Raw genomic sequence first — 17824 nt, forward strand, 5'->3', positions numbered from 1 at the left:
TGACCGAACCGACGACACCTTCCGACAGGAGCCCTGAGCCATGGCCATCGAGGTCCGCATCCCGACCATCCTCCGCACGTACACGGACGGCCAGAAGGCGGTGGAGGGCAGCGGGAACACCCTCGCCGAGCTGTTCGCCGACCTCGAGACCCGGCACGCGGGCATCCAGGCCCGCATCGTGGACGAGGGCAAGCTGCGCCGCTTCGTCAACGTGTACCTGAACGACGAGGACGTGCGCTTCATCGACGGCATCGAGACCAAGCTGTCCGACGGCGACACCGTGACGATCCTGCCGGCCGTCGCCGGCGGCATGCGCTGATCGGTCGCTGAGCAGCGATGCGCTACGACTCCCCGCTGGCCGCGGTGGGCAACACCCCCTTGGTGCGCCTGCCGCGGCTGTCGCCGTCCGCCGACGTCCGTATCTGGGCGAAGCTGGAGGACCGCAACCCCACCGGCTCGGTCAAGGACCGTCCCGCGCTGCACATGATCGAGCAGGCGGAGAAGGACGGCCGGCTCACCCCGGGCTGCACCATCCTGGAGCCCACCTCGGGCAACACCGGCATCTCCCTGGCCATGGCCGCCAAGCTCAAGGGCTACCGCATGGTGTGTGTGATGCCGGAGAACACCTCGCAGGAGCGGAGGGACCTGCTCGGCATGTGGGGCGCCGAGATCATTTCCTCCCCGGCCGCGGGCGGCTCCAACACCGCCGTACGCGTGGCCAAGGAGCTGGCCGCCGAGCATCCCGACTGGGTGATGCTCTACCAGTACGGCAACCCGGACAACGCGGGCGCCCACTACGCCACCACGGGCCCCGAGATCCTCGCCGACCTGCCCTCGATCACCCACTTCGTGGCCGGCCTCGGCACCACCGGCACCCTGATGGGCGTCGGCCGCTATCTGCGCGAGCACAGGCCGGGCGTGCAGATCGTCGCCGCCGAACCGCGCTACGACGACCTGGTGTACGGCCTCAGGAACCTGGACGAGGGCTTCGTACCCGAGCTGTACGACGCCTCGGTCCTCACCGCCCGCTTCTCGGTCGGCTCGGCCGACGCGGTGACCCGCACCCGTGAACTGCTGCAGCAGGAGGGCATCTTCGCGGGCGTCTCGACCGGCGCGGCGTTGCACGCGGCGATCGGCGTGGGCAGGAAGGCGGTCAAGGCGGGGGAGTCCGCGGACATCGTCTTCATCGTGGCCGACGGCGGCTGGAAGTACCTGTCCACCGGCGTCTACACGGCGGCCACCACCGAGGAGGCCATCGAGACGCTGCAGGGCCAGCTCTGGGCCTGACCGCCGCAACCGCGTCTTCGCCCCCTCCTAATGAGGGGGCTAAGTCATTCCTATGGGCGGGCAAAGAATTCCTTTGAGGTACTGCCGGTCGCGCCGGGGCCAAGGCTAGGTTCCTCCCACACCCTGGCATGTCACGCTCACGCGGCGGACAGTCAGGTGTCTGTGAGTGTCATGCTCATGACTGCGCGGTTCTGCCGCCGCTACGCGCGTCACGGGCCTGCCAATCCAGTGCGATACCCCACGTCAACCGGAGGCAGTACCCCATGCGTGAGTCACGCCTTACGCGGCGGAGACGGAGTCTGCGAAGACTCGTCGCCGTCGCCTTCCCCGCGCTCGCCCTGACCGTCGCCGGTCTGGTCGCCGCACCGACCGCCGGCGCCCAGTCCGCCACCGCACACCCCCACACCTCCAAGGTCACGCAGAACGCCAAGGCGCTGACCGACCCCAGGCGGCAGACCTTCCACTCCACCGGCAAGGCCGGCCAGCAGGTGCCGACCGAGCACCTGTGCGCCAAGGCCAAGCCGGGCTACGCGTCCTGCTTCGCCCAGCGCCGCACCGACATCCGGCAGCGCCTCGCCTCGGCGGTCGCCGCCGCGGCACCCTCCGGCCTCTCCCCGGCCAACCTGCACAGCGCCTACAACCTGCCCACCACGGGCGGTTCGGGCATGACGGTCGCCATCGTCGACGCCTACAACGACCCCAACGCCGAGTCGGACCTGGCCACCTACCGCTCCACGTACGGACTGTCCTCCTGCACCAAGGCCAACGGCTGCTTCAAGCAGGTCAGCCAGACCGGCTCCACCACCTCGCTGCCGACCAACGACAGCGGCTGGGCCGGTGAAGAGGCGCTGGACATCGACATGGTCAGCGCGGTCTGCCCGAACTGCAGCATCATCCTGGTCGAGGCCAACTCCGCGAACGACACCGACCTCGGCATCGCCGAGAACGAGGCCGTCTCGCTCGGCGCCAAGTTCGTCTCCAACAGCTGGGGCGGCTCCGAGTCCTCCTCGCAGACCAGCGAGGACACCTCGTACTTCAAGCACCCGGGTGTCGCGATCACCGTCTCCTCGGGTGACTCCGCCTACGGCGCCGAATACCCGGCGACCTCCCAGTACGTGACGGCCGTCGGCGGCACCGCGCTCACCACCGCCTCCAACTCCCGCGGCTGGAGCGAGTCGGTGTGGCACACCAACTCCACCGAGGGCACCGGCTCCGGCTGCTCCGCCTACGACCCGAAGCCGAGCTGGCAGACCGACACCGGCTGCGCCAAGCGCATGGAGGCCGACGTCTCCGCGGTCGCCGACCCGGCCACCGGTGTGGCGGTCTACGACACCTACGGCGGCTCCGGCTGGGGCGTCGTCGGCGGCACCAGCGCCTCCTCGCCGATCGTCGCCGGCGTCTACGCCCTCGCGGGCACCCCGGGCGCGAGCGACTACCCGGCGAAGTACCCGTACTCCCACACCTCCAACCTGTACGACGTGACCAGCGGCTCCAACGGCTCCTGCTCCACCTCGTACTTCTGCACCGCCCGCACCGGCTACGACGGCCCGACCGGCTGGGGCACCCCGAACGGCACCGCCGCCTTCACCGCCGGCTCCAGCAGCGGCAACACGGTGACCGTCACCAACCCCGGCAGCCAGTCGACCACCACCGGAAGCTCGGCGAGCCTGCAGATCCAGGCCAGCGACAGCGCGGGCGCGGCCCTCACCTACAGCGCCTCCGGCCTGCCGACCGGGCTGTCCATCAACAGCGCCACCGGCCTGATCTCGGGTACGGCGTCCACCGCGGGCACCTACCAGGTCACGGTCACCGCGCAGGACTCCACCGGCGCCTCCGGCTCGACGTCCTTCACCTGGACGGTCGGCTCCTCCGGCGGCACCTGCTCGTCCTCCCAGCTGCTGGCCAACCCGGGCTTCGAGTCGGGCAACACCGGCTGGAGCGCCTCCAGCGGCGTCATCACCAACGGCACCGGTGAGGCGGCCCACGGCGGCTCGTACTACGCCTGGCTCGACGGCTACGGCTCCAGCCACACCGACACGCTGTCCCAGTCGGTGACGATCCCGGCCGGCTGCAAGGCCACGCTCACCTTCTACCTGCACATCGACACCGCCGAGACCGGCAGCACCGCGTACGACAAGCTGACCGTGACCGCCGGTTCGACCACCCTGGCCACGTACTCGAACGTCAACGCGAACTCCGGGTACGCGCAGAAGACCTTCGACCTGTCCTCGCTGGCGGGCCAGACGGTCACCCTGAAGTTCAACGGCGTGGAGGACTCCTCCCTCCAGACCAGCTTCGTCGTGGACGACACCGCCCTGACGACCAGCTGATCCTCCGCACGACCCCGGGTCCCGCACGCGGAAACCGTCCGCGTGCGGGATCCTCTTTCGGTACCGGTACGTCACATCTGCACCAGGCGGCCGAACCCTCACGGCCACGCACGGCAGAAAGGCGAACCCCCATGCGCCGTACGACCCTCTGTGCCCTCGCGGCCACAGCGCTGCTCCTCGCCGGCTGCGGCTCCCACAGCGGCAAGGACGCCGGCAGCGGTGGCAGCAAGGTGTCACCGTCCGCGTCCCCGAGCGGCGCCGGCTGCGCCCCCCTCGTCCAGCTCAAGGCCTCCGACAGCGGCCGTACCGTGTGCGTGGCCAAGGGCGGCGAGGTCCGGGTCACCCTGGACGGCACCAAGTCCCGCCCCTGGAAGCCGCTCATGGCCACCGGCAGCGCGCTGAAGGGCATCAACGCGGGCTTCGTCATCCTGCCGGGCCAGGCGACGGCCGCGTACCAGGCGGTGGCCACCGGCACCGAGAAACTGACGTCCTCCCGCCCCCTGTGCGCCGAGCCGACGGCACCGGGCCAGGTGTCCTGCAAGGGCATTCAGGAGTGGACGGTCACGGTGAACGTGAAGTGATCAGCCGGCCAGGTGCCGTACCTGGTCCCACAGAACCGGGTCCACCACACCCACCCGGCGCCGGAAGTCGCCGACCGGCACCTCGCGCAGCTCGTCGGTCTCCAGGAAGCTCGGGCGGCCGCGGGCGTCGCCGACCGCGCCCGGCGGCAGCGGGATCACGCCCGCGCGCTCGTCGTGGTACTTGCTGGTGATCTTGGCGACCGTGGCCCGGTTCCCGCGCACGGCCAGCACCAGACACGGCCGGTCCTTGGCGTCTGCGCGGTCCTCGTAGGGGACGTCCGCCCACCAGATGTCCCCGGGGACCGGCCGGGCGGCCTGCCCCGGGCGTATGCGGCCGAGTGATCCGAGGCGCCGGCCGGCGTACCGGCGGCCGCGCCCCCAGCCGTCGACGAGCGTGGCGACCAGCGCGAGCAGTACCACCGCGGCGAGTGCCAGCCACCAGGACGTGTCCATACGACGACGTTACCGGCGCGCGCCGAGGATTGCGCGCCCTCTGCGGATCCTCATGCGCCCCCGGTCCAGCCGAACCGGTGACAGCACAGGTGAGTTCGCCCACAACGGCCCCTGGCGGAGGAGCGACCCGTGCTTTCGCGCCTTACGCTCGACGAACCGCACGACCCCCGTTTCCAGCCCCTTTATGATCTTTCCGCCAACGGAGGTTTCTGCTTCATGAAGCTCACCGTCGTCGGCTGCTCGGGGTCGTTCCCGTCCGCGGAATCGGCCTGCTCGAGCTACCTCGTCGAGGCCGACGGCTTCCGGCTGCTTCTCGACATGGGCAACGGCGCCCTCGGCGAGCTGCAGCGCCACTGCGGTCTCTACGACCTGGACGCGATCTTCCTGAGCCATCTGCACGCCGATCACTGCATCGACATGCTCGCGTACTTCGTCGCGCGCTACTACCGCCACGACGGCGGCCGCTGCGACCCCCTCCCGGTCTACGGCCCCGAGGGCACCGAACACCGCCTGACCACCGCCTACGCCGACACCCCGTCCGCCTCGTCCATGAGCGAGGTGTTCGACTTCCACACCGTCAAGCCGTCCACGTTCGAGATCGGCCCGTTCACGGTGCACACCGAGCGGGTCCGCCATCCCGTGGAGGCGTACGCCATCCGGGTCGAGCACGGCGGGCGGTCGATGACGTACTCCGGCGACACGGGGGTCACCGAGGCGCTGGACGAGCTGGCCCGGGACACCGACCTGTTCCTGTGCGAGGCCGCGTTCACGCACGGCAAGGAGAACATCCCGGACCTGCACCTCAACGGCCACGAGGCGGGCGAGACGGCCGCACGGGCCGGCGCGCGGCGCCTGGTGCTCACCCACATCCCGCCGTGGACCGATCCGCGGGTGAACCTCCGTGACGCGCGTGCGGTGTTCGACGGGCCGGTGGAGCTGGCGGCGCCGCGGGTGACGTACGAGATCTAGCCTCGGCGTATGACGAAGGCCCCCGGAACCGATCAGGTCCCGGGGGCCTTCGTCATGTCGTTGCCGTCAGGCCTTGGTGATGTCCTCGACCTCCTCCTCGGGCTCGCGGCCCGGGGTGGGGAGGTTGAACCTGACGATCGCGAAGCGGAAGACCGAGTAGTAGATCGCCGCGAAGACGAGGCCGACGGGGATCAGCAGCCAGGGCTTGGTGGAGATGCCCCAGTTGAAGAGGACGTCGGTCAGCCCGGCCGAGAAGCTGAAGCCCATGTGCATGCCCAGCCCCCAGGTGACGGCCATCGACGCCGCGGTGAGGACCGCGTGTATCGCGTACAGCAGCGGGGCGATGAACATGAAGGAGAACTCGATCGGCTCGGTGACACCGGTGACGAACGAGGTCAGGGCCAGCGAGGTCATCATGCCGAGGACGGCCTTGCGGCGCTCGGGGCGGGCGGAGTGGGCGATGGCCAGGGCGGCGGCGGGCAGACCGAACATCATGATCGGGAAGAAGCCGGTCATGAACATACCGGCGTGCGGGTCACCCGCGAAGAAGCGCGGCAGGTCGCCGTGGAAGACGGTGCCGGCGTGGTTGGTGTAGTCGCCGATCTGGAACCAGGCCACCGAGTTGACGAACTGGTGCATGCCGATCGGGATGAGCGCACGGTTGATGAGGCCGAAGAGGGCGGCACCGACGGAACCGAGGCCGGTCATCCACTTGCCGAAGCTGGTGATCTGGTCACCGATCGGCTGCCAGCCGAGGACCACCAGGACACCGAGGGCTACGCCGACGACGGCGGTGATGATCGGCACCAGCCGGCGGCCGTTGAAGAAGCCGAGCCAGTCGACGAGCTGCTTGCGGTGGTAGCGCTGCCACAGCACGGCGGTGAGTAGACCGATGACGATGCCGCCGAGCACGCCCGGGTTCTGGAAGGTGGCGGCCTGGGCGGCCTCGTGCCCCTTCTGCCAGAACCCACCGAAGGGGGCGACCGGGGTGTAGACGGCGCCCTCGTGCCCGTCCTTGATCGGGAACTGGTGGATCACCGCGTAGTAGGTGAGGAAGGACACCACGGCGGCCAGCGCCGTCGACCCGTCGGCCTTCTTGGCGAAGCCGATCGCCACGCCTATGCAGAACAGCAGCGGCAGGCCGAACGAGCTGTCGAACAGGATGCCGCCGGCACCGGCGAACACCTTCGCGACGTTCGTGGGAAGGTGGAGCTTGGCCTGCACGTCGGGCTGACCGAGCCGCATGAGGATGCCCGCCGCCGGCAGTACGGCGATGGGGAGCTGCAGGCTGCGGCCGACCTTCTGCAGGCCCTGGAACAGGCCGGATCCCCGCTTCTTCGCGGGAGCCGCCGTCGCGGTGGCGGTGCTCATGGATGGTTCCTCCATCGGTGGTGGTCTACACCACTCAGTGGTGTAGACCTGTTGTAGCACGATGAAGGCGGTATAAGGAACCACGAAATCCGCTACCGGAACGCTACGCGGCGTGCCGATGTGCTAAGGCGTCACGCCTTGGTGGTGTCCTCGACCTCGTCCTCCGGCTCACGCCCCGGGGTCTTCAGGTCGAATTTCGTGATCGCGAACCGGAAGACGGCGTAGTACACCGCCGCGAAGCACAGGCCGATCGGGATGATCAGCCCCGGGTTCGTCGCCAGGCGCCAGTTGATGACGTAGTCGATCAGGCCGGCCGAGAAACTGAACCCGTCGTGCACCCCGAGCGCCCAGGTCGCCGCCATCGAGACACCGGTCAGCAGTGCGTGGACGGCGTACAGCAGCGGCGCGATGAACATGAACGAGTACTCGATCGGCTCGGTGATGCCGGTCACGAACGACGTCAGCGCCACCGACAGCATCAGGCCGCCGACCTCCTTGCGACGGCTCGGTCTGGCGCAGTGCGTGATGGCCAGCGCGGCGGCCGGCAGCGCGAACATCATGATCGGGAAGAAGCCCGAGGTGAACTGGCCGGCGTGCGGATCGCCCTGGAGGAACATGTTGATGTCGCCGTGCACCACCGTGCCGTCGGGCTTGGTGTAGCTGCCGAACTGGAACCAGATGGGCACGTTGAGGAACTGGTGCAGACCGACGACGAGCAGCGCCCGGTTGGCGACGCCGAAGATCCCCGCGCCCCAGGAACCCGCGTCCCGCAGCCACTTGCTGAAGCTCTCCAGTCCGCCGCCGATCGGCGGCCAGATCCACAGACACAGCGCCGCGAGGACGATGGCGACGAACGCCATGATGATCGGCACCAGTCGCCGGCCGTTGAAGAAGCCCAGCCAGTCCACCAGCCTGGTGCGGTGGAAGCGGGCCCAGAAGAAGGCGGCCAGCAGGCCCAGCACGATGCCGCCGAAGACGCCCGGGTTCTGGAAGGTGAAGGGCGTCACCGAACCCGTGCCCACGCCGACGGTCACCTGACAGCCGACCTGCGGGACCGCCTTGGAGCCGCCGGGGCAGGGCTGGGGGAACTGGTGCAGCACCCCGTAGTAGACGAGGAAACCCGTCACCGCCGCCAGCGCCGTCGAGCCGTCCGCCTTCTTCGCCATGCCGATCGCCACGCCCACGCAGAACAGCAGCGGAAGCCCGATCGAGCCGTCGAGCAGGGCGCCGCCCGCCCCGGCCATGACCTTCGAGACGTTCGTCCAGCCGAGTCCGTCCTTGCCGAACACGTCCGGCTGGCCCAGCCGGTTGATGATGCCCGCCGCCGGCAGCACCGCGATCGGCAGCTGCAGACTGCGACCCATCTTCTGCAGGCCCTGGAACAGCCGGTTCCAGCGCTCCCGCGCCGGGCGGGCCGTGCTGTCGGCGGGCGCGCTGTCGGCACTCATGGCGTCCTCCCGGACACTCGACTCGCACGCGGTTTGGCGACCGTACCCCCTGTGGTGTAGACCAGTTGGCGGACGGTTCCGCTGTCGTGATCGCCATCATTCGGCACGCACGGCATGACCGCTCGCGAAGATGGGCCAACTGTGGGTTACTGCGACAAAGCGGTTCGGATCAGGGAGAAGGAACATGGCCAGCAAGGCTGAGAAGATCGTCGCCGGCCTCGGCGGCATCGACAACATCGAGGAGATCGAGGGCTGCATCACCCGGCTGCGCACCGAGGTGTCCGACCCCTCCCTGGTCGACGAGGCCGCCCTGAAGGCCGCCGGCGCCCACGGCGTCGTCAAGATGGGCACGGCCATCCAGGTCGTCATCGGCACCGACGCCGACCCGATCGCCGCGGAGATCGAAGACATGATGTGAGCCGACGGGCTCACCGGAAAAGGGGCTCTTCCCGACGCGGGCGGAGCCCCTTCCTCAGGTGCGGCTAGGCTCCTTGCCATGTCTCGCATCGACGGCCGTACCCCCCAACAGCTCCGCCCGGTCACCATCGAACGCGGCTGGAGCAAGCACGCCGAGGGCTCCGTCCTCGTCTCCTTCGGCGACACCAAGGTGTTCTGCACCGCCTCCGTGACCGAGGGAGTCCCGCGCTGGCGCAAGGGCAGCGGCGAGGGCTGGGTCACCGCGGAGTACGCCATGCTGCCCCGCGCCACCAACACCCGCGGCGACCGCGAGTCCGTCAAGGGCAAGATCGGCGGCCGTACCCACGAGATCTCCCGGCTGATCGGCCGCTCGCTGCGCGCCGTCATCGACTACAAGGCGCTCGGCGAGAACACCATCGTCCTCGACTGCGACGTCCTCCAGGCCGACGGCGGCACCCGCACCGCCGCCATCACCGGCGCCTACGTCGCCCTCGCCGACGCCGTCTCCTGGGCCCAGGGCAAGAAGCTGATCAAGGCCGGCCGCCAGCCGCTCACCGGCACCGTCTCCGCCGTCTCCGTCGGCATCGTCGGCGGCGTCCCGCTGCTCGACCTCTGCTACGAGGAGGACGTGCGCGCCGAGACCGACATGAACGTCGTCTGCACCGGTGACGGCCGCTTCGTCGAGGTCCAGGGCACCGCCGAGGCCGAGCCCTTCGCCCGCGAGGAACTCGACGCCCTGCTCGACCTCGCCGTCACCGGCTGCGCCGAACTGGCCGCCCACCAGCGTGCGGCCCTCGAAGCCACGCTCGCGAAGTAGGCGAAGACCCGGAAGCAGGAAGACCCGGAAGTAAAGGGCAGGCCAAAGGGGCGGGCGCGCAGGGGCAACCCGCGCGCCCGTCCCGGCGTCCTAGGGGTACGGCGGCCGCACCGGGCCGTACGGGCCCTACCAGGGGAGGGAAACACCACCATGGCCGTCAGCCGACGCCGTCTCACCGCCGTCGCCGCCGTGGCGCTCGCCGCGCTCACCGCCGGCCTCACCACCGGCTGCGACGCCGTGAACAAGGCCCTGGACTGCGTGCAGACCGCCGACTCCATCGCCGACAGCGTCACGGATCTGCAGCAGGCGGTGGAGAACGCGGCCAACGACCCCTCCCAGGCCGACAGCTCACTCGATTCCATCGAGAAGAACCTGGACAAGATCGGCGACAAGACCGACAACGCCGACGTCAACAAGGCGGTCGACGACTTGGACAAGGCCGTGGGGAACGTCCGTACGGCCCTCAAGAACGGCGACAAGACGCCGGACCTGGGCCCGGTCACGGACGCGGCCGGCGAACTCACCAAGGTCTGCACGAAGTAACGCAGGCGCGCGGGGCTCAGCGCTCCAGGTCCCGGCGCCGCTCCTTCAGCCGTTGCCGTTCCGCTCGGGTGATCTTGCGGGTCACGTCCACCCCGCCCCAGAACGCAAGGCCCCCGATGATCACCCGCGGAGCCCCCGGCTCCGGCGGGCCGTCGTCCCGGGGATGGTCGAAGCCGCCCATGATGCCGATGCCGCGGACCACGACCTCGACCCCCGGCGGCACGATGACCTGCACCCCGCCCATGATCGCCACGCAGTTGATCTCGACCTCGCGGTCCGCGAAGTCCGCCTCCCGCAGGTCGATCTCGCCGCCGCCCCAGAACGCGAAGCAGTCGAACCGCTTCGGCACCGTCCAGCGGCCCTTGCGCTGGAAGCCGGACATGATGGCGACCGCACCCGACGAGGACCCCTCGCCCCCGACGATCCGGCCCGCCCAACTCCCGCTCTCCGCCGGTTCCTTGGTGAAGGAGACCGGGACGGGCGCCGTCACCGTGCCGGCCGCCGGCAGATCACGGGTGAGCGGCGCCAACTCGCCGTACGTACGCGCCTTGTACGTCGCCTCCAGCCGCTCCTCGAACTCCGCCATGTCGAGCCGGCCCTCGGCCAGAGCGTCCCGCAGGACCTCGGCGACCCGCTCACGGTCGCTGTCGGACGCCCGGAGGTCCGGACTTGCGTCGTCGGTCATGACAGCAGCCTACGAGACCGCCTTCTCCGCGTACATCTTGGCGATGACCGCCTCGATGTCCGGCTCCCGCACCGACAGGTCCACCAGCGGATACTCCGCCGCGAGATACGCCACGAGCGGCGCCGCCGACTGCCCCGCCGGGAAGGCCAGCCACTGCCGCGGCCCCTCCACCCGCACCACCCGCGCCGACGGCACCTCCACCGGCGGCAGTTCCCGCTCCAGGTCCACCACCAGCGTCCGCTCGCTCTCTCCGGCCTCGTGCAGCCCCGCGAGCGGGCCGTCGTACATCAGCCGGCCGTGGTCGATCACCATCACCCGGGAGCACAACTGCTCGATGTCCTGCAGATCGTGCGTGGTCAGCAGCACGGTCGTACCCCGCTCGGCGTTCAACTCCCGCAGGAAACCCCGGACCTTCGCCTTCGACACGACATCCAGCCCGATCGTCGGCTCGTCCAGGTACAGCACCTCCGGGTCGTGCAGCAGGGCCGCCGCGATGTCCCCGCGCATCCGCTGCCCGAGCGAGAGCTGCCGCACGGGCACGTCCAACAGGGCGTCCAGCTCCAGCAGTTCGACGCACCGGTCCAGGTTCTCGCGGTAACGCGCATCCGGGATCCGGTACATGCGGTGCGCAAGCCGGTAGGAGTCGATCAGCGGCAGGTCCCACCACAGGGTCGTACGCTGCCCGAACACCACCCCGATCCGGTGCGCCAGGCGCCGCCGCTCCCGCGACGGATCGATGCCCGCCACCCGCAGCCGGCCCCCACTCGGCGTCAGGATGCCGGTCAGCATCTTGATCGTGGTCGACTTCCCGGCGCCGTTCGGCCCGATGTACCCGACCATCTCCCCGCACGCCACGCTGAACGAGATCGAGTCCACCGCCCGCACCTCGCGCCGCTCCCGCTTCAGGAACCCGGTCTTCCTGCGCACCTCGAAGACCTTCTCGACCTTCTCCAGTGAGATGAAATCGCTGTCCGCCACCGCGCTAGCTCCCTGTACTCCGATACGAACGAAGTCCCGCCCGCCAGGCCAGCCCCGCCAGCGCGCAGCACCCCACCGCCACCAGCGGCGGAGCGAACGCCAGCCACTCGGGCAGCCCCAGCGGATACGGCCGCCCCAGCACATAGGTCGCGGGCAGCCAGTTGACGAAGGCCAGCGGCAGCACGAACGTCACCCCGCGCACCAGCTCCTTCGCGAACACCGTCGGCGGATACTGCAGCAGCGTCGTACCGCCGTAGGTGAAGGCGTTCTGCACCTCCGAGGCGTCCGACGCCAGGAACTGGAAGGCCGCCCCCGCCACGAACACGGCGCAGAAGATCCCGCAGCCGCTCACCACCATCACCGGCATCAGCAGCAGCTTCAGCGGCGTCCAGGCGATGTCCAGCCGGGCCACCGCCCAGGTGAGCACCAGCAGGCCCTGCACCACCCGGCCCAGCCGGCGCAGCGCGAACTGGTCGGCCGCCACCTGGGCCAGCACCGGCGCCGGCCGCACCAGCAGCGTGTCCAGCGTGCCGTCGCGCACCCGCCGCCCCAGCCGCTCCATCGACCCGATCACCAGGTCGGCGAGACCGAAGGCCGTACCGGACAGCCCGTACAGGAAGGCCACCTCCGGCAGCGACCAGCCGCCCAGGGCGTCCACCCGCGAGAACATCAGCATGATCCCGACGAAGTCGAGGAGGGTCGCCGAGAAGTTGCCGAACGTGGTCATCAGGAACGAGGCGCGGTAGGCCATGGTGGACCTGATCCACATCCCGGCGATCATCAGATAGGCCCGCACCCCCTCCCGCACCCGGCCGGAGCCGATCTCAGCCACCCTGGACCACCACCCTGCGCGTCGCCGCCGACTGCACCAGCCGCCCCGCACCCAGCAGCACCACCGCCCACGCCCCCTGGAACACATACGTGCCCAGCGGATCCGCGTGCCCCAGCAGGACCTGGGCCGGCGCCTGCAGCAGCGAGGACCACGGCAGCGCCCGCACGACCTCGCCGAGCGCCCCCGGGAAGATGTTCAGCGGCAGCAGCATGCCCGAGCAGAAGTAGCCGACCAGCCATGACATCTGCGTCACACCCATGCCGTCCAGGAACCAGAACGTGCTGAGCGCCACCAGGTACCGGATGCCGAATCCGACGAGCATCGCGAGCAGCACGGCGACGAAGAAGGCGACCCAGGTGCCCACGTCCGTCGGCAGGTACACCGGAAAACACAGAGCACCGAAGACAAAGGGAACGATCCCTCGTCCCACCAACTGAAAAAACGCCCGGCCCAGGTCGGTGGCGAGCCACCACATCTGCAGATCGGCGGGCCGGTACAGGTCGATCGCCACGTCCCCCGTACGGATGCGTTCCATCAACTCGTTCTCGACGCCACCGCCGCCGATCGCGAGCGTCGACAGGAACGCCTGCCCCAGCCACACATAGGTCACGACCTGCGCCTGATCCCACCCGCCGAGGTGCGGCCGCTCGTCCCACAGCGCCCGGTACGTATAGACGAGGATCAGTCCGAAGACCGTGTTCGTGAACACCCCTGCCGCAGTGGCGGCCCGATACGTCGCGTACCGTCTGAATCCCCCCGCCGCGACGGCCACGTACAACCGTCCCGCGCCCACGCCAGTCAACCTCCCGGGACCGCTCGACACCGAAGCGCAGGAGCCTAGTCCCGGAGCCCGGCGTCCGGCCACGCAATTTCGTGCCCGAAGCGTGCTGGAATCCGGGAACGGAACGCCAGGTGCGAGAGTCTTCAAACCGGGGGCGCAGAAGAGCGTACGAGGCGTACGGGAACGTACGACGCGAAACAGGAGTCCGTGCACGAATGAGCGACGAGCCGCAGCCGCAGCAGCCGAACGAAGGCATGCCGCCGAGAAAGCGGCCCGGGGAGGCCGAGCCCGAGGGGGCCGGCACAGCGACACCTCCCGAGGCGGCTGGCGGGCAGCCCGGGAAGACACCGGGGCCGGCGGGTTCGGCTGGTACGGCGGATTCGGTGGGGTCCGGTCGGCGGGCGGAGTCCCGGGAGACGCCGGGGCCGGCGGGTTCGGCGGGTACGGCGGAGTCCTCGCGGGCCGAGGCGGGCGGTGCGGCCGAGCGGGCTGAGCAGCGTGGCACGGCTGGCCGAGCTGGACAGGCTGAGCAGAGCGGCACGACTGGGCAGGGTGGTCATGCCCGGGAGACCGGGCAGGGTGGTCAGGTCCAGGGGACCGGGTCCGGCCGAACCGGTGACCGTACGGCCTCCCCGGACCGCTCGACTCCGGCGGGCTCGTCGACTCCGGCGGACCGCTCGGCCCTGGACCGGACGGCCTCCATGGCCCGGGCCCGCCAGGCGGCCCGAGGCGGCCGGACGGAACAGCAGGGGGCGACCGCGTCCAACGAGGACACGGGTTCCGGTGACCTTTCGGCTTCCGGCGCGGCTTCGAGCCCCGGTGGGGGCTCGGCGGCGCGCGGAGGCTCGGCGTCCGGTGAGGCCTCGAGTTCCGGCAGGGGCTCGGGCTTCGGCGCAGGCTCGGTGGACCGAGGCGCGCTGGTGTCCCGTGGGGCTGCTGGTGACGGCTCGGGGGCTCGCGGCGGCGCGGGCTCCGGTACGGCCGCGTCGGACCAGGGCGCGTCGGCGTTCGGCAGCGGCTCGGCGGCTCGTGAGGGCCAGGCCTCGGGTGGCCCGGCAGCCGACGCCGCCTCGGCGTCCGGCGCCTCCAGTGCGTCCCAGGCCGCAGGTGCCTCCAGCGCTTCCGAGGGCTCCAGGTCCTCGGTCGCTTCCCAGGGCTCGGAGCCCTCCAGCACGTCCCAGGCCGCAGGTGCCTCCAACGCTTCCCAGGGCTCCAGGCCATCCGTCGCTTCCCAGGGCTCGGAGCCCTCCAGCGCTTCCCATGGCTCGGAGCGCTCCAGCACGTCCCAGGCCGCAGGTGCCTCCAACGCTTCCCAGGGCTCCAGGCCATCCGTCGCTTCCCAAGGCTCGGAGCCCTCCAGTGCTTCCCATGGCTCGGAGCGCTCCAGTGCGTCCCAGGCCGCAGGTGCCTCCAGCGCTTCCGAGGGCTCCGGGCCATCCGTCGCTTCCCAAGGCTCCGGGCCCTCCAGCGCTTCCCAGGACTCCGGCGGCTCCGCCGTATCCCAGGGCTCCGGTCGGCCCCGTACTGGCTCCGGGAAGCCGCAGGTCCCGGCGCAGGCTCAGTCCGCCGAGAGCACCCAGGTGCTGCGGCGCGTCACGGCGCCCGCGGCCGAAGCAGCCCAGGGCTCCGGGCAGGCGCCCGCGCCCGAGACCACCCAGGTGCTCCGGCGGATCAACGCACCCCGAGCGGCCGAGCCGGGCGACCCCGCCAAGACGGCCGCCGGCGAGCCGAACGCCGCCGGGCGCACCCCTCGTACGCCCGGCCCCGACACCGCCCCCCGCGCCACCCAGGCAGCCGGAGCGGTCGGCACCGCCGGTGCCGCCGCCCAGGCTTCCCAGGCCGGCCCCGCGGGCGCGGCACGCGCGGCAGCCACCCCCAGCCCCGGCGACGGTGAGCCCGCCGGAGGCAACGGCGGCAAGGGCAAGAAGCCGAAGCGGCCCAAGCGGACCGGATGGCGGCGGATCATCCCGACCTGGCGCATGGTGCTCGGCACCTTCGTCATCGGCATCATGCTGCTCGTCGGCCTCTTCTTCCTCGGCTACTCCATGGTCAACATCCCGCCGGCCAACGCCCTCGCCACCAAGCAGGCCAACGTCTACCTCTACGCCGACGGCTCCCAGCTGGCCCGCGACGGCCAGATCAACCGGGAGAACGTCAGCCTCGCCCAGGTATCCAAGGACGCCCAGCACGCCGTACTGGCCGCCGAGGACCGCGACTTCTACACCGAGTCGGCCATCGACCCCAAGGCGATGCTCCGCGCCGCCTGGAACACGGCGACCGGCAAGGGCAAGCAGTCCGGCTCGACGATCACCCAGCAGTACGTGAAGAACTACTACCTGGGCCAGGAGCAGACGGTCACCCGCAAGGCCAAGGAGTTCTTCATCTCGATCAAGCTGGACCGCAACAAGTCCAAGGACGAGATCCTCGAGGGCTACCTCAACACCAGCTACTTCGGCCGCAACGCCTACGGCATCCAGTCCGCCGCCCAGGCCTACTACGGCGTGGACGCCCAGAACCTCGACCCGGCCCGCGCCGCCTACCTCGCCGCGCTCGTCAACGCGCCCAGCGAGTACGACGTCGTGGCCCACCCCGAGAACAAGGCCGCGGCCGTCGCCCGCTGGAACTACGTCCTGGACGGCATGGTCAAGAAGGGCTGGCTCAGCCAGTCCCAGCGCGCCGGGATGAAGTTCCCGATGCCGAAGGAGCAGACGGTCTCCACGGGCATGTCGGGCCAGCGCGGCTACCTCGTCGAGGCGGTCAAGCACTACCTGACCACCAACAACATCCTCACCGACGACCAGCTCGCTTCCGGCGGCTACCGCATCACCACCACCATCCAGAAGAACCGGCAGAACGCCTTCGTCAAGGCGGTCAACGACCAGCTGATCGCCAAGCTGGACAAGAAGAACAACAAGGTCGACAGATACGTCCGCGCGGGCGGCGCCTCCGTCGACCCGAAGACCGGCAAGGTCGTCGCCATGTACGGCGGCATCGACTACGTGAAGCAGTACACCAACGGCGCGACCCGCGGTGACTTCCAGGTCGGCTCCACCTTCAAGCCCTTCGTCTTCACCTCGGCGGTGCAGAACGGCTCGACCACCCAGGACGGCCGCCCCATCACCCCGAACACCCTGTACGACGGCACCAACGAACGCCCCGTACAGGGCTGGAGCGGCGGCGCCTACGCCCCGCAGAACGAGGACCAGAAGTCGTACGGCCAGATCGACGTCACCAAGGCCACCGACCTGTCCGTGAACGCCGTCTACGCGCAGATGGCCGTCGACGTCGGCCCGTCCAAGGTCAAGCAGACCGCGATCGACCTCGGCATCCCCTCCGACACCCCGGACCTCCAGCCGTACCCGTCGATCGCCCTCGGCACCGCCACCGCCAGCGTGCTGGACATGGCGGAGGGCTACGCCACGCTCGCCAACCACGGCAAGCACGGCACGTACACGCTGATCGAGAAGATCACCAAGGACGGCACGGACGAGGTCAAGCTGCCCGAGCAGTCGGTCAAGCAGGTCGTCAGCCGCGAGGCCGCCGACACCACCACCTCCATCCTGCAGAGCGTCGTCGACAACGGCACCGCCACCGCCGCACAGGCCGCGGGCCGCCCGGCGGCCGGCAAGACCGGTACCGCCGAGAACGACACCGCCGCCTGGTTCGCCGGCTACACCCCCGACCTGGCCACGGTGGTCTCGGTCATGGGCCAGGACCCGGTGACGGCCAAGCACATGCCGCTGTACGGCGCCCTCGGCCAGCCGCGTATCAACGGTGGCGGCGCACCGACCCAGATCTGGGCCCAGTACACGGCGGACGCGCTCAAGAACACGTCGGCCTCCGCCTTCGACCTCCAGCTGGAGCAGGGCGCCGACCAGCCGCAGGCGCCCAGCGCCACCGGCTCGGCCCAGCCGGGCACGACCGGTGACCAGAGCAACGGCGGCACCACCGGCACCCCGACGGGCGGCGGTGCGACCACCAGCCCGGCCGGCGGCGGCACCGCCGGCACCCCGACCAACGGCGGTACGACCACCACCGGCGGCACCGGCACCACCGGTGGCACCACCACGGGCGGCGGCACCGGCACCACCGGCGGCACCACGGGCGACGGCACGACGGGCGGCGGCACCACGACGGGCGGTGGCACGACCGGCGGAGGGACCACCGGAGGCGGCACGGCCACCGGCGGCGGTACCGATGGCGGCGGCGGCACGACAGGCACGGCCGCCGGCACCGGAGGCGGCGACCCCGCGGCGTGACAAAGGGGCTGGTGACCACGGTCACCAGCCCCTCTGCCGGAACCCCTCTACCGGAACGACTCGAAGACGACGA

At 70.4% G+C, this 17824-nt stretch carries 16 protein-coding genes and 1 pseudogene; 9 read left to right on the forward strand and 8 right to left on the reverse strand.

Going from position 1 to position 17824, the window contains the following annotated elements; translation table 11 throughout:
* Positions 1 to 40 precede the first annotated feature (40 nt).
* From ACFYOH_RS20520 to ACFYOH_RS20535, 4 genes are all read left to right on the forward strand, one after another.
* A complete protein-coding gene (locus ACFYOH_RS20520) occupies positions 41 to 319 on the forward strand; it encodes a MoaD/ThiS family protein (protein WP_388627396.1) in 279 nt (92 codons plus the stop codon).
* Positions 320 to 336: 17 nt separating this feature from the next.
* On the forward strand, positions 337 to 1287 hold the full coding sequence (locus tag ACFYOH_RS20525) for a PLP-dependent cysteine synthase family protein (RefSeq protein ID WP_388627398.1): 951 nt from the start codon (positions 337 to 339) through the stop codon (positions 1285 to 1287).
* Between the two features lie 263 nt (positions 1288 to 1550).
* Positions 1551 to 3617: a putative Ig domain-containing protein gene (locus tag ACFYOH_RS20530; protein WP_388627400.1), complete on the forward strand. Its 2067-nt coding sequence runs from the start codon at positions 1551 to 1553 to the stop codon at positions 3615 to 3617.
* Between the two features lie 131 nt (positions 3618 to 3748).
* On the forward strand, positions 3749 to 4198 hold the full coding sequence (locus tag ACFYOH_RS20535) for a hypothetical protein (RefSeq protein ID WP_388627402.1): 450 nt from the start codon (positions 3749 to 3751) through the stop codon (positions 4196 to 4198).
* On the opposite strand, the gene ACFYOH_RS20540 is transcribed toward ACFYOH_RS20535, so the two are convergent.
* Positions 4199 to 4651, reverse strand: a complete 453-nt coding sequence (locus ACFYOH_RS20540; protein ID WP_388627403.1) for a type II toxin-antitoxin system PemK/MazF family toxin — start codon at positions 4649 to 4651, stop codon at positions 4199 to 4201.
* A 216-nt stretch (positions 4652 to 4867) separates the two neighbouring features.
* On the opposite strand from ACFYOH_RS20540, the gene ACFYOH_RS20545 reads away from it, so the two are divergent.
* A complete protein-coding gene (locus tag ACFYOH_RS20545) occupies positions 4868 to 5620 on the forward strand; it encodes an MBL fold metallo-hydrolase (RefSeq protein WP_388627405.1) in 753 nt (250 codons plus the stop codon).
* A gap of 66 nt (positions 5621 to 5686) precedes the next feature.
* Here the strand turns inward: ACFYOH_RS20545 and ACFYOH_RS20550 are convergent, their stop codons facing one another.
* The gene (locus ACFYOH_RS20550; protein WP_388627407.1) at positions 5687 to 6991 is read right to left on the reverse strand and encodes a PTS transporter subunit EIIC; all 1305 of its coding nucleotides are present in this window, start codon (positions 6989 to 6991) and stop codon (positions 5687 to 5689) included.
* A 131-nt stretch (positions 6992 to 7122) separates the two neighbouring features.
* Positions 7123 to 8439 (reverse strand): PTS transporter subunit EIIC, encoded by a 1317-nt coding sequence (locus tag ACFYOH_RS20555; RefSeq protein ID WP_388627408.1) that lies wholly within the window; start codon positions 8437 to 8439, stop codon positions 7123 to 7125.
* Between the two features lie 184 nt (positions 8440 to 8623).
* Here ACFYOH_RS20555 and ACFYOH_RS20560 point away from each other — a divergent pair, with 184 nt between their 5' ends.
* From ACFYOH_RS20560 to ACFYOH_RS20570, 3 genes are all read left to right on the forward strand, one after another.
* Positions 8624 to 8857 (forward strand): glucose PTS transporter subunit EIIB, encoded by a 234-nt coding sequence (locus ACFYOH_RS20560; RefSeq protein WP_030782705.1) that lies wholly within the window; start codon positions 8624 to 8626, stop codon positions 8855 to 8857.
* 78 nt (positions 8858 to 8935) lie between these two features.
* The gene (rph, locus tag ACFYOH_RS20565; RefSeq protein WP_388627410.1) at positions 8936 to 9673 is read left to right on the forward strand and encodes a ribonuclease PH; all 738 of its coding nucleotides are present in this window, start codon (positions 8936 to 8938) and stop codon (positions 9671 to 9673) included.
* Positions 9674 to 9823: 150 nt separating this feature from the next.
* Positions 9824 to 10216, forward strand: a complete 393-nt coding sequence (locus ACFYOH_RS20570; protein ID WP_388627411.1) for a hypothetical protein — start codon at positions 9824 to 9826, stop codon at positions 10214 to 10216.
* 19 nt (positions 10217 to 10235) lie between these two features.
* Here ACFYOH_RS20570 and ACFYOH_RS20575 read toward each other — a convergent pair.
* The 5 genes and pseudogenes from ACFYOH_RS20575 to ACFYOH_RS20595 form a co-directional block, all read right to left on the reverse strand.
* Positions 10236 to 10901 (reverse strand): annotated as a pseudogene (locus ACFYOH_RS20575) (DUF1707 domain-containing protein); the annotation flags it as partial.
* Positions 10902 to 10910: 9 nt separating this feature from the next.
* The gene (locus ACFYOH_RS20580; RefSeq protein ID WP_388627413.1) at positions 10911 to 11879 is read right to left on the reverse strand and encodes an ATP-binding cassette domain-containing protein; all 969 of its coding nucleotides are present in this window, start codon (positions 11877 to 11879) and stop codon (positions 10911 to 10913) included.
* Between the two features lie 4 nt (positions 11880 to 11883).
* Positions 11884 to 12660 carry an ABC transporter permease gene (locus ACFYOH_RS20585; RefSeq protein WP_388627733.1) on the reverse strand — a complete coding sequence of 259 codons (777 nt, stop codon included), beginning with the start codon at positions 12658 to 12660 and terminating at the stop codon, positions 11884 to 11886.
* Between the two features lie 43 nt (positions 12661 to 12703).
* Positions 12704 to 13504 carry an ABC transporter permease gene (locus ACFYOH_RS20590; RefSeq protein WP_388627414.1) on the reverse strand — a complete coding sequence of 267 codons (801 nt, stop codon included), beginning with the start codon at positions 13502 to 13504 and terminating at the stop codon, positions 12704 to 12706.
* Positions 13505 to 14075: 571 nt separating this feature from the next.
* Positions 14076 to 14798: a hypothetical protein gene (locus tag ACFYOH_RS20595; protein ID WP_388627416.1), complete on the reverse strand. Its 723-nt coding sequence runs from the start codon at positions 14796 to 14798 to the stop codon at positions 14076 to 14078.
* A 274-nt stretch (positions 14799 to 15072) separates the two neighbouring features.
* Here ACFYOH_RS20595 and ACFYOH_RS20600 point away from each other — a divergent pair, with 274 nt between their 5' ends.
* On the forward strand, positions 15073 to 17751 hold the full coding sequence (locus ACFYOH_RS20600; RefSeq protein WP_388627418.1) for a transglycosylase domain-containing protein: 2679 nt from the start codon (positions 15073 to 15075) through the stop codon (positions 17749 to 17751).
* The last annotated feature ends 73 nt before the right edge of the window (positions 17752 to 17824 follow it).

It is taken from the genome of Streptomyces sp. NPDC007856 (assembly GCF_042868225.1).
Classification (GTDB): domain Bacteria; phylum Actinomycetota; class Actinomycetes; order Streptomycetales; family Streptomycetaceae; genus Streptomyces.

What these genes read in the sequence shown, in the direction of transcription:
- ACFYOH_RS20520 (WP_388627396.1), top strand. Translation starts at nt 41, where the DNA reads ATGGCCATCGAGGTCCGCATCCCGACCATCCTCCGCACGTACACGGAC.
- ACFYOH_RS20525 (WP_388627398.1), top strand. Translation starts at nt 337, where the DNA reads ATGCGCTACGACTCCCCGCTGGCCGCGGTGGGCAACACCCCCTTGGTG.
- ACFYOH_RS20555 (WP_388627408.1), bottom strand. Translation starts at nt 8,439, where the DNA reads ATGAGTGCCGACAGCGCGCCCGCCGACAGCACGGCCCGCCCGGCGCGG.
- ACFYOH_RS20585 (WP_388627733.1), bottom strand. Translation starts at nt 12,660, where the DNA reads ATGATCGCCGGGATGTGGATCAGGTCCACCATGGCCTACCGCGCCTCG.
- ACFYOH_RS20530 (WP_388627400.1), top strand. Translation starts at nt 1,551, where the DNA reads ATGCGTGAGTCACGCCTTACGCGGCGGAGACGGAGTCTGCGAAGACTC.
- ACFYOH_RS20540 (WP_388627403.1), bottom strand. Translation starts at nt 4,651, where the DNA reads ATGGACACGTCCTGGTGGCTGGCACTCGCCGCGGTGGTACTGCTCGCG.
- rph (WP_388627410.1), top strand. Translation starts at nt 8,936, where the DNA reads ATGTCTCGCATCGACGGCCGTACCCCCCAACAGCTCCGCCCGGTCACC.
- ACFYOH_RS20535 (WP_388627402.1), top strand. Translation starts at nt 3,749, where the DNA reads ATGCGCCGTACGACCCTCTGTGCCCTCGCGGCCACAGCGCTGCTCCTC.
- ACFYOH_RS20545 (WP_388627405.1), top strand. Translation starts at nt 4,868, where the DNA reads ATGAAGCTCACCGTCGTCGGCTGCTCGGGGTCGTTCCCGTCCGCGGAA.
- ACFYOH_RS20560 (WP_030782705.1), top strand. Translation starts at nt 8,624, where the DNA reads ATGGCCAGCAAGGCTGAGAAGATCGTCGCCGGCCTCGGCGGCATCGAC.
- ACFYOH_RS20570 (WP_388627411.1), top strand. Translation starts at nt 9,824, where the DNA reads ATGGCCGTCAGCCGACGCCGTCTCACCGCCGTCGCCGCCGTGGCGCTC.
- ACFYOH_RS20550 (WP_388627407.1), bottom strand. Translation starts at nt 6,991, where the DNA reads ATGAGCACCGCCACCGCGACGGCGGCTCCCGCGAAGAAGCGGGGATCC.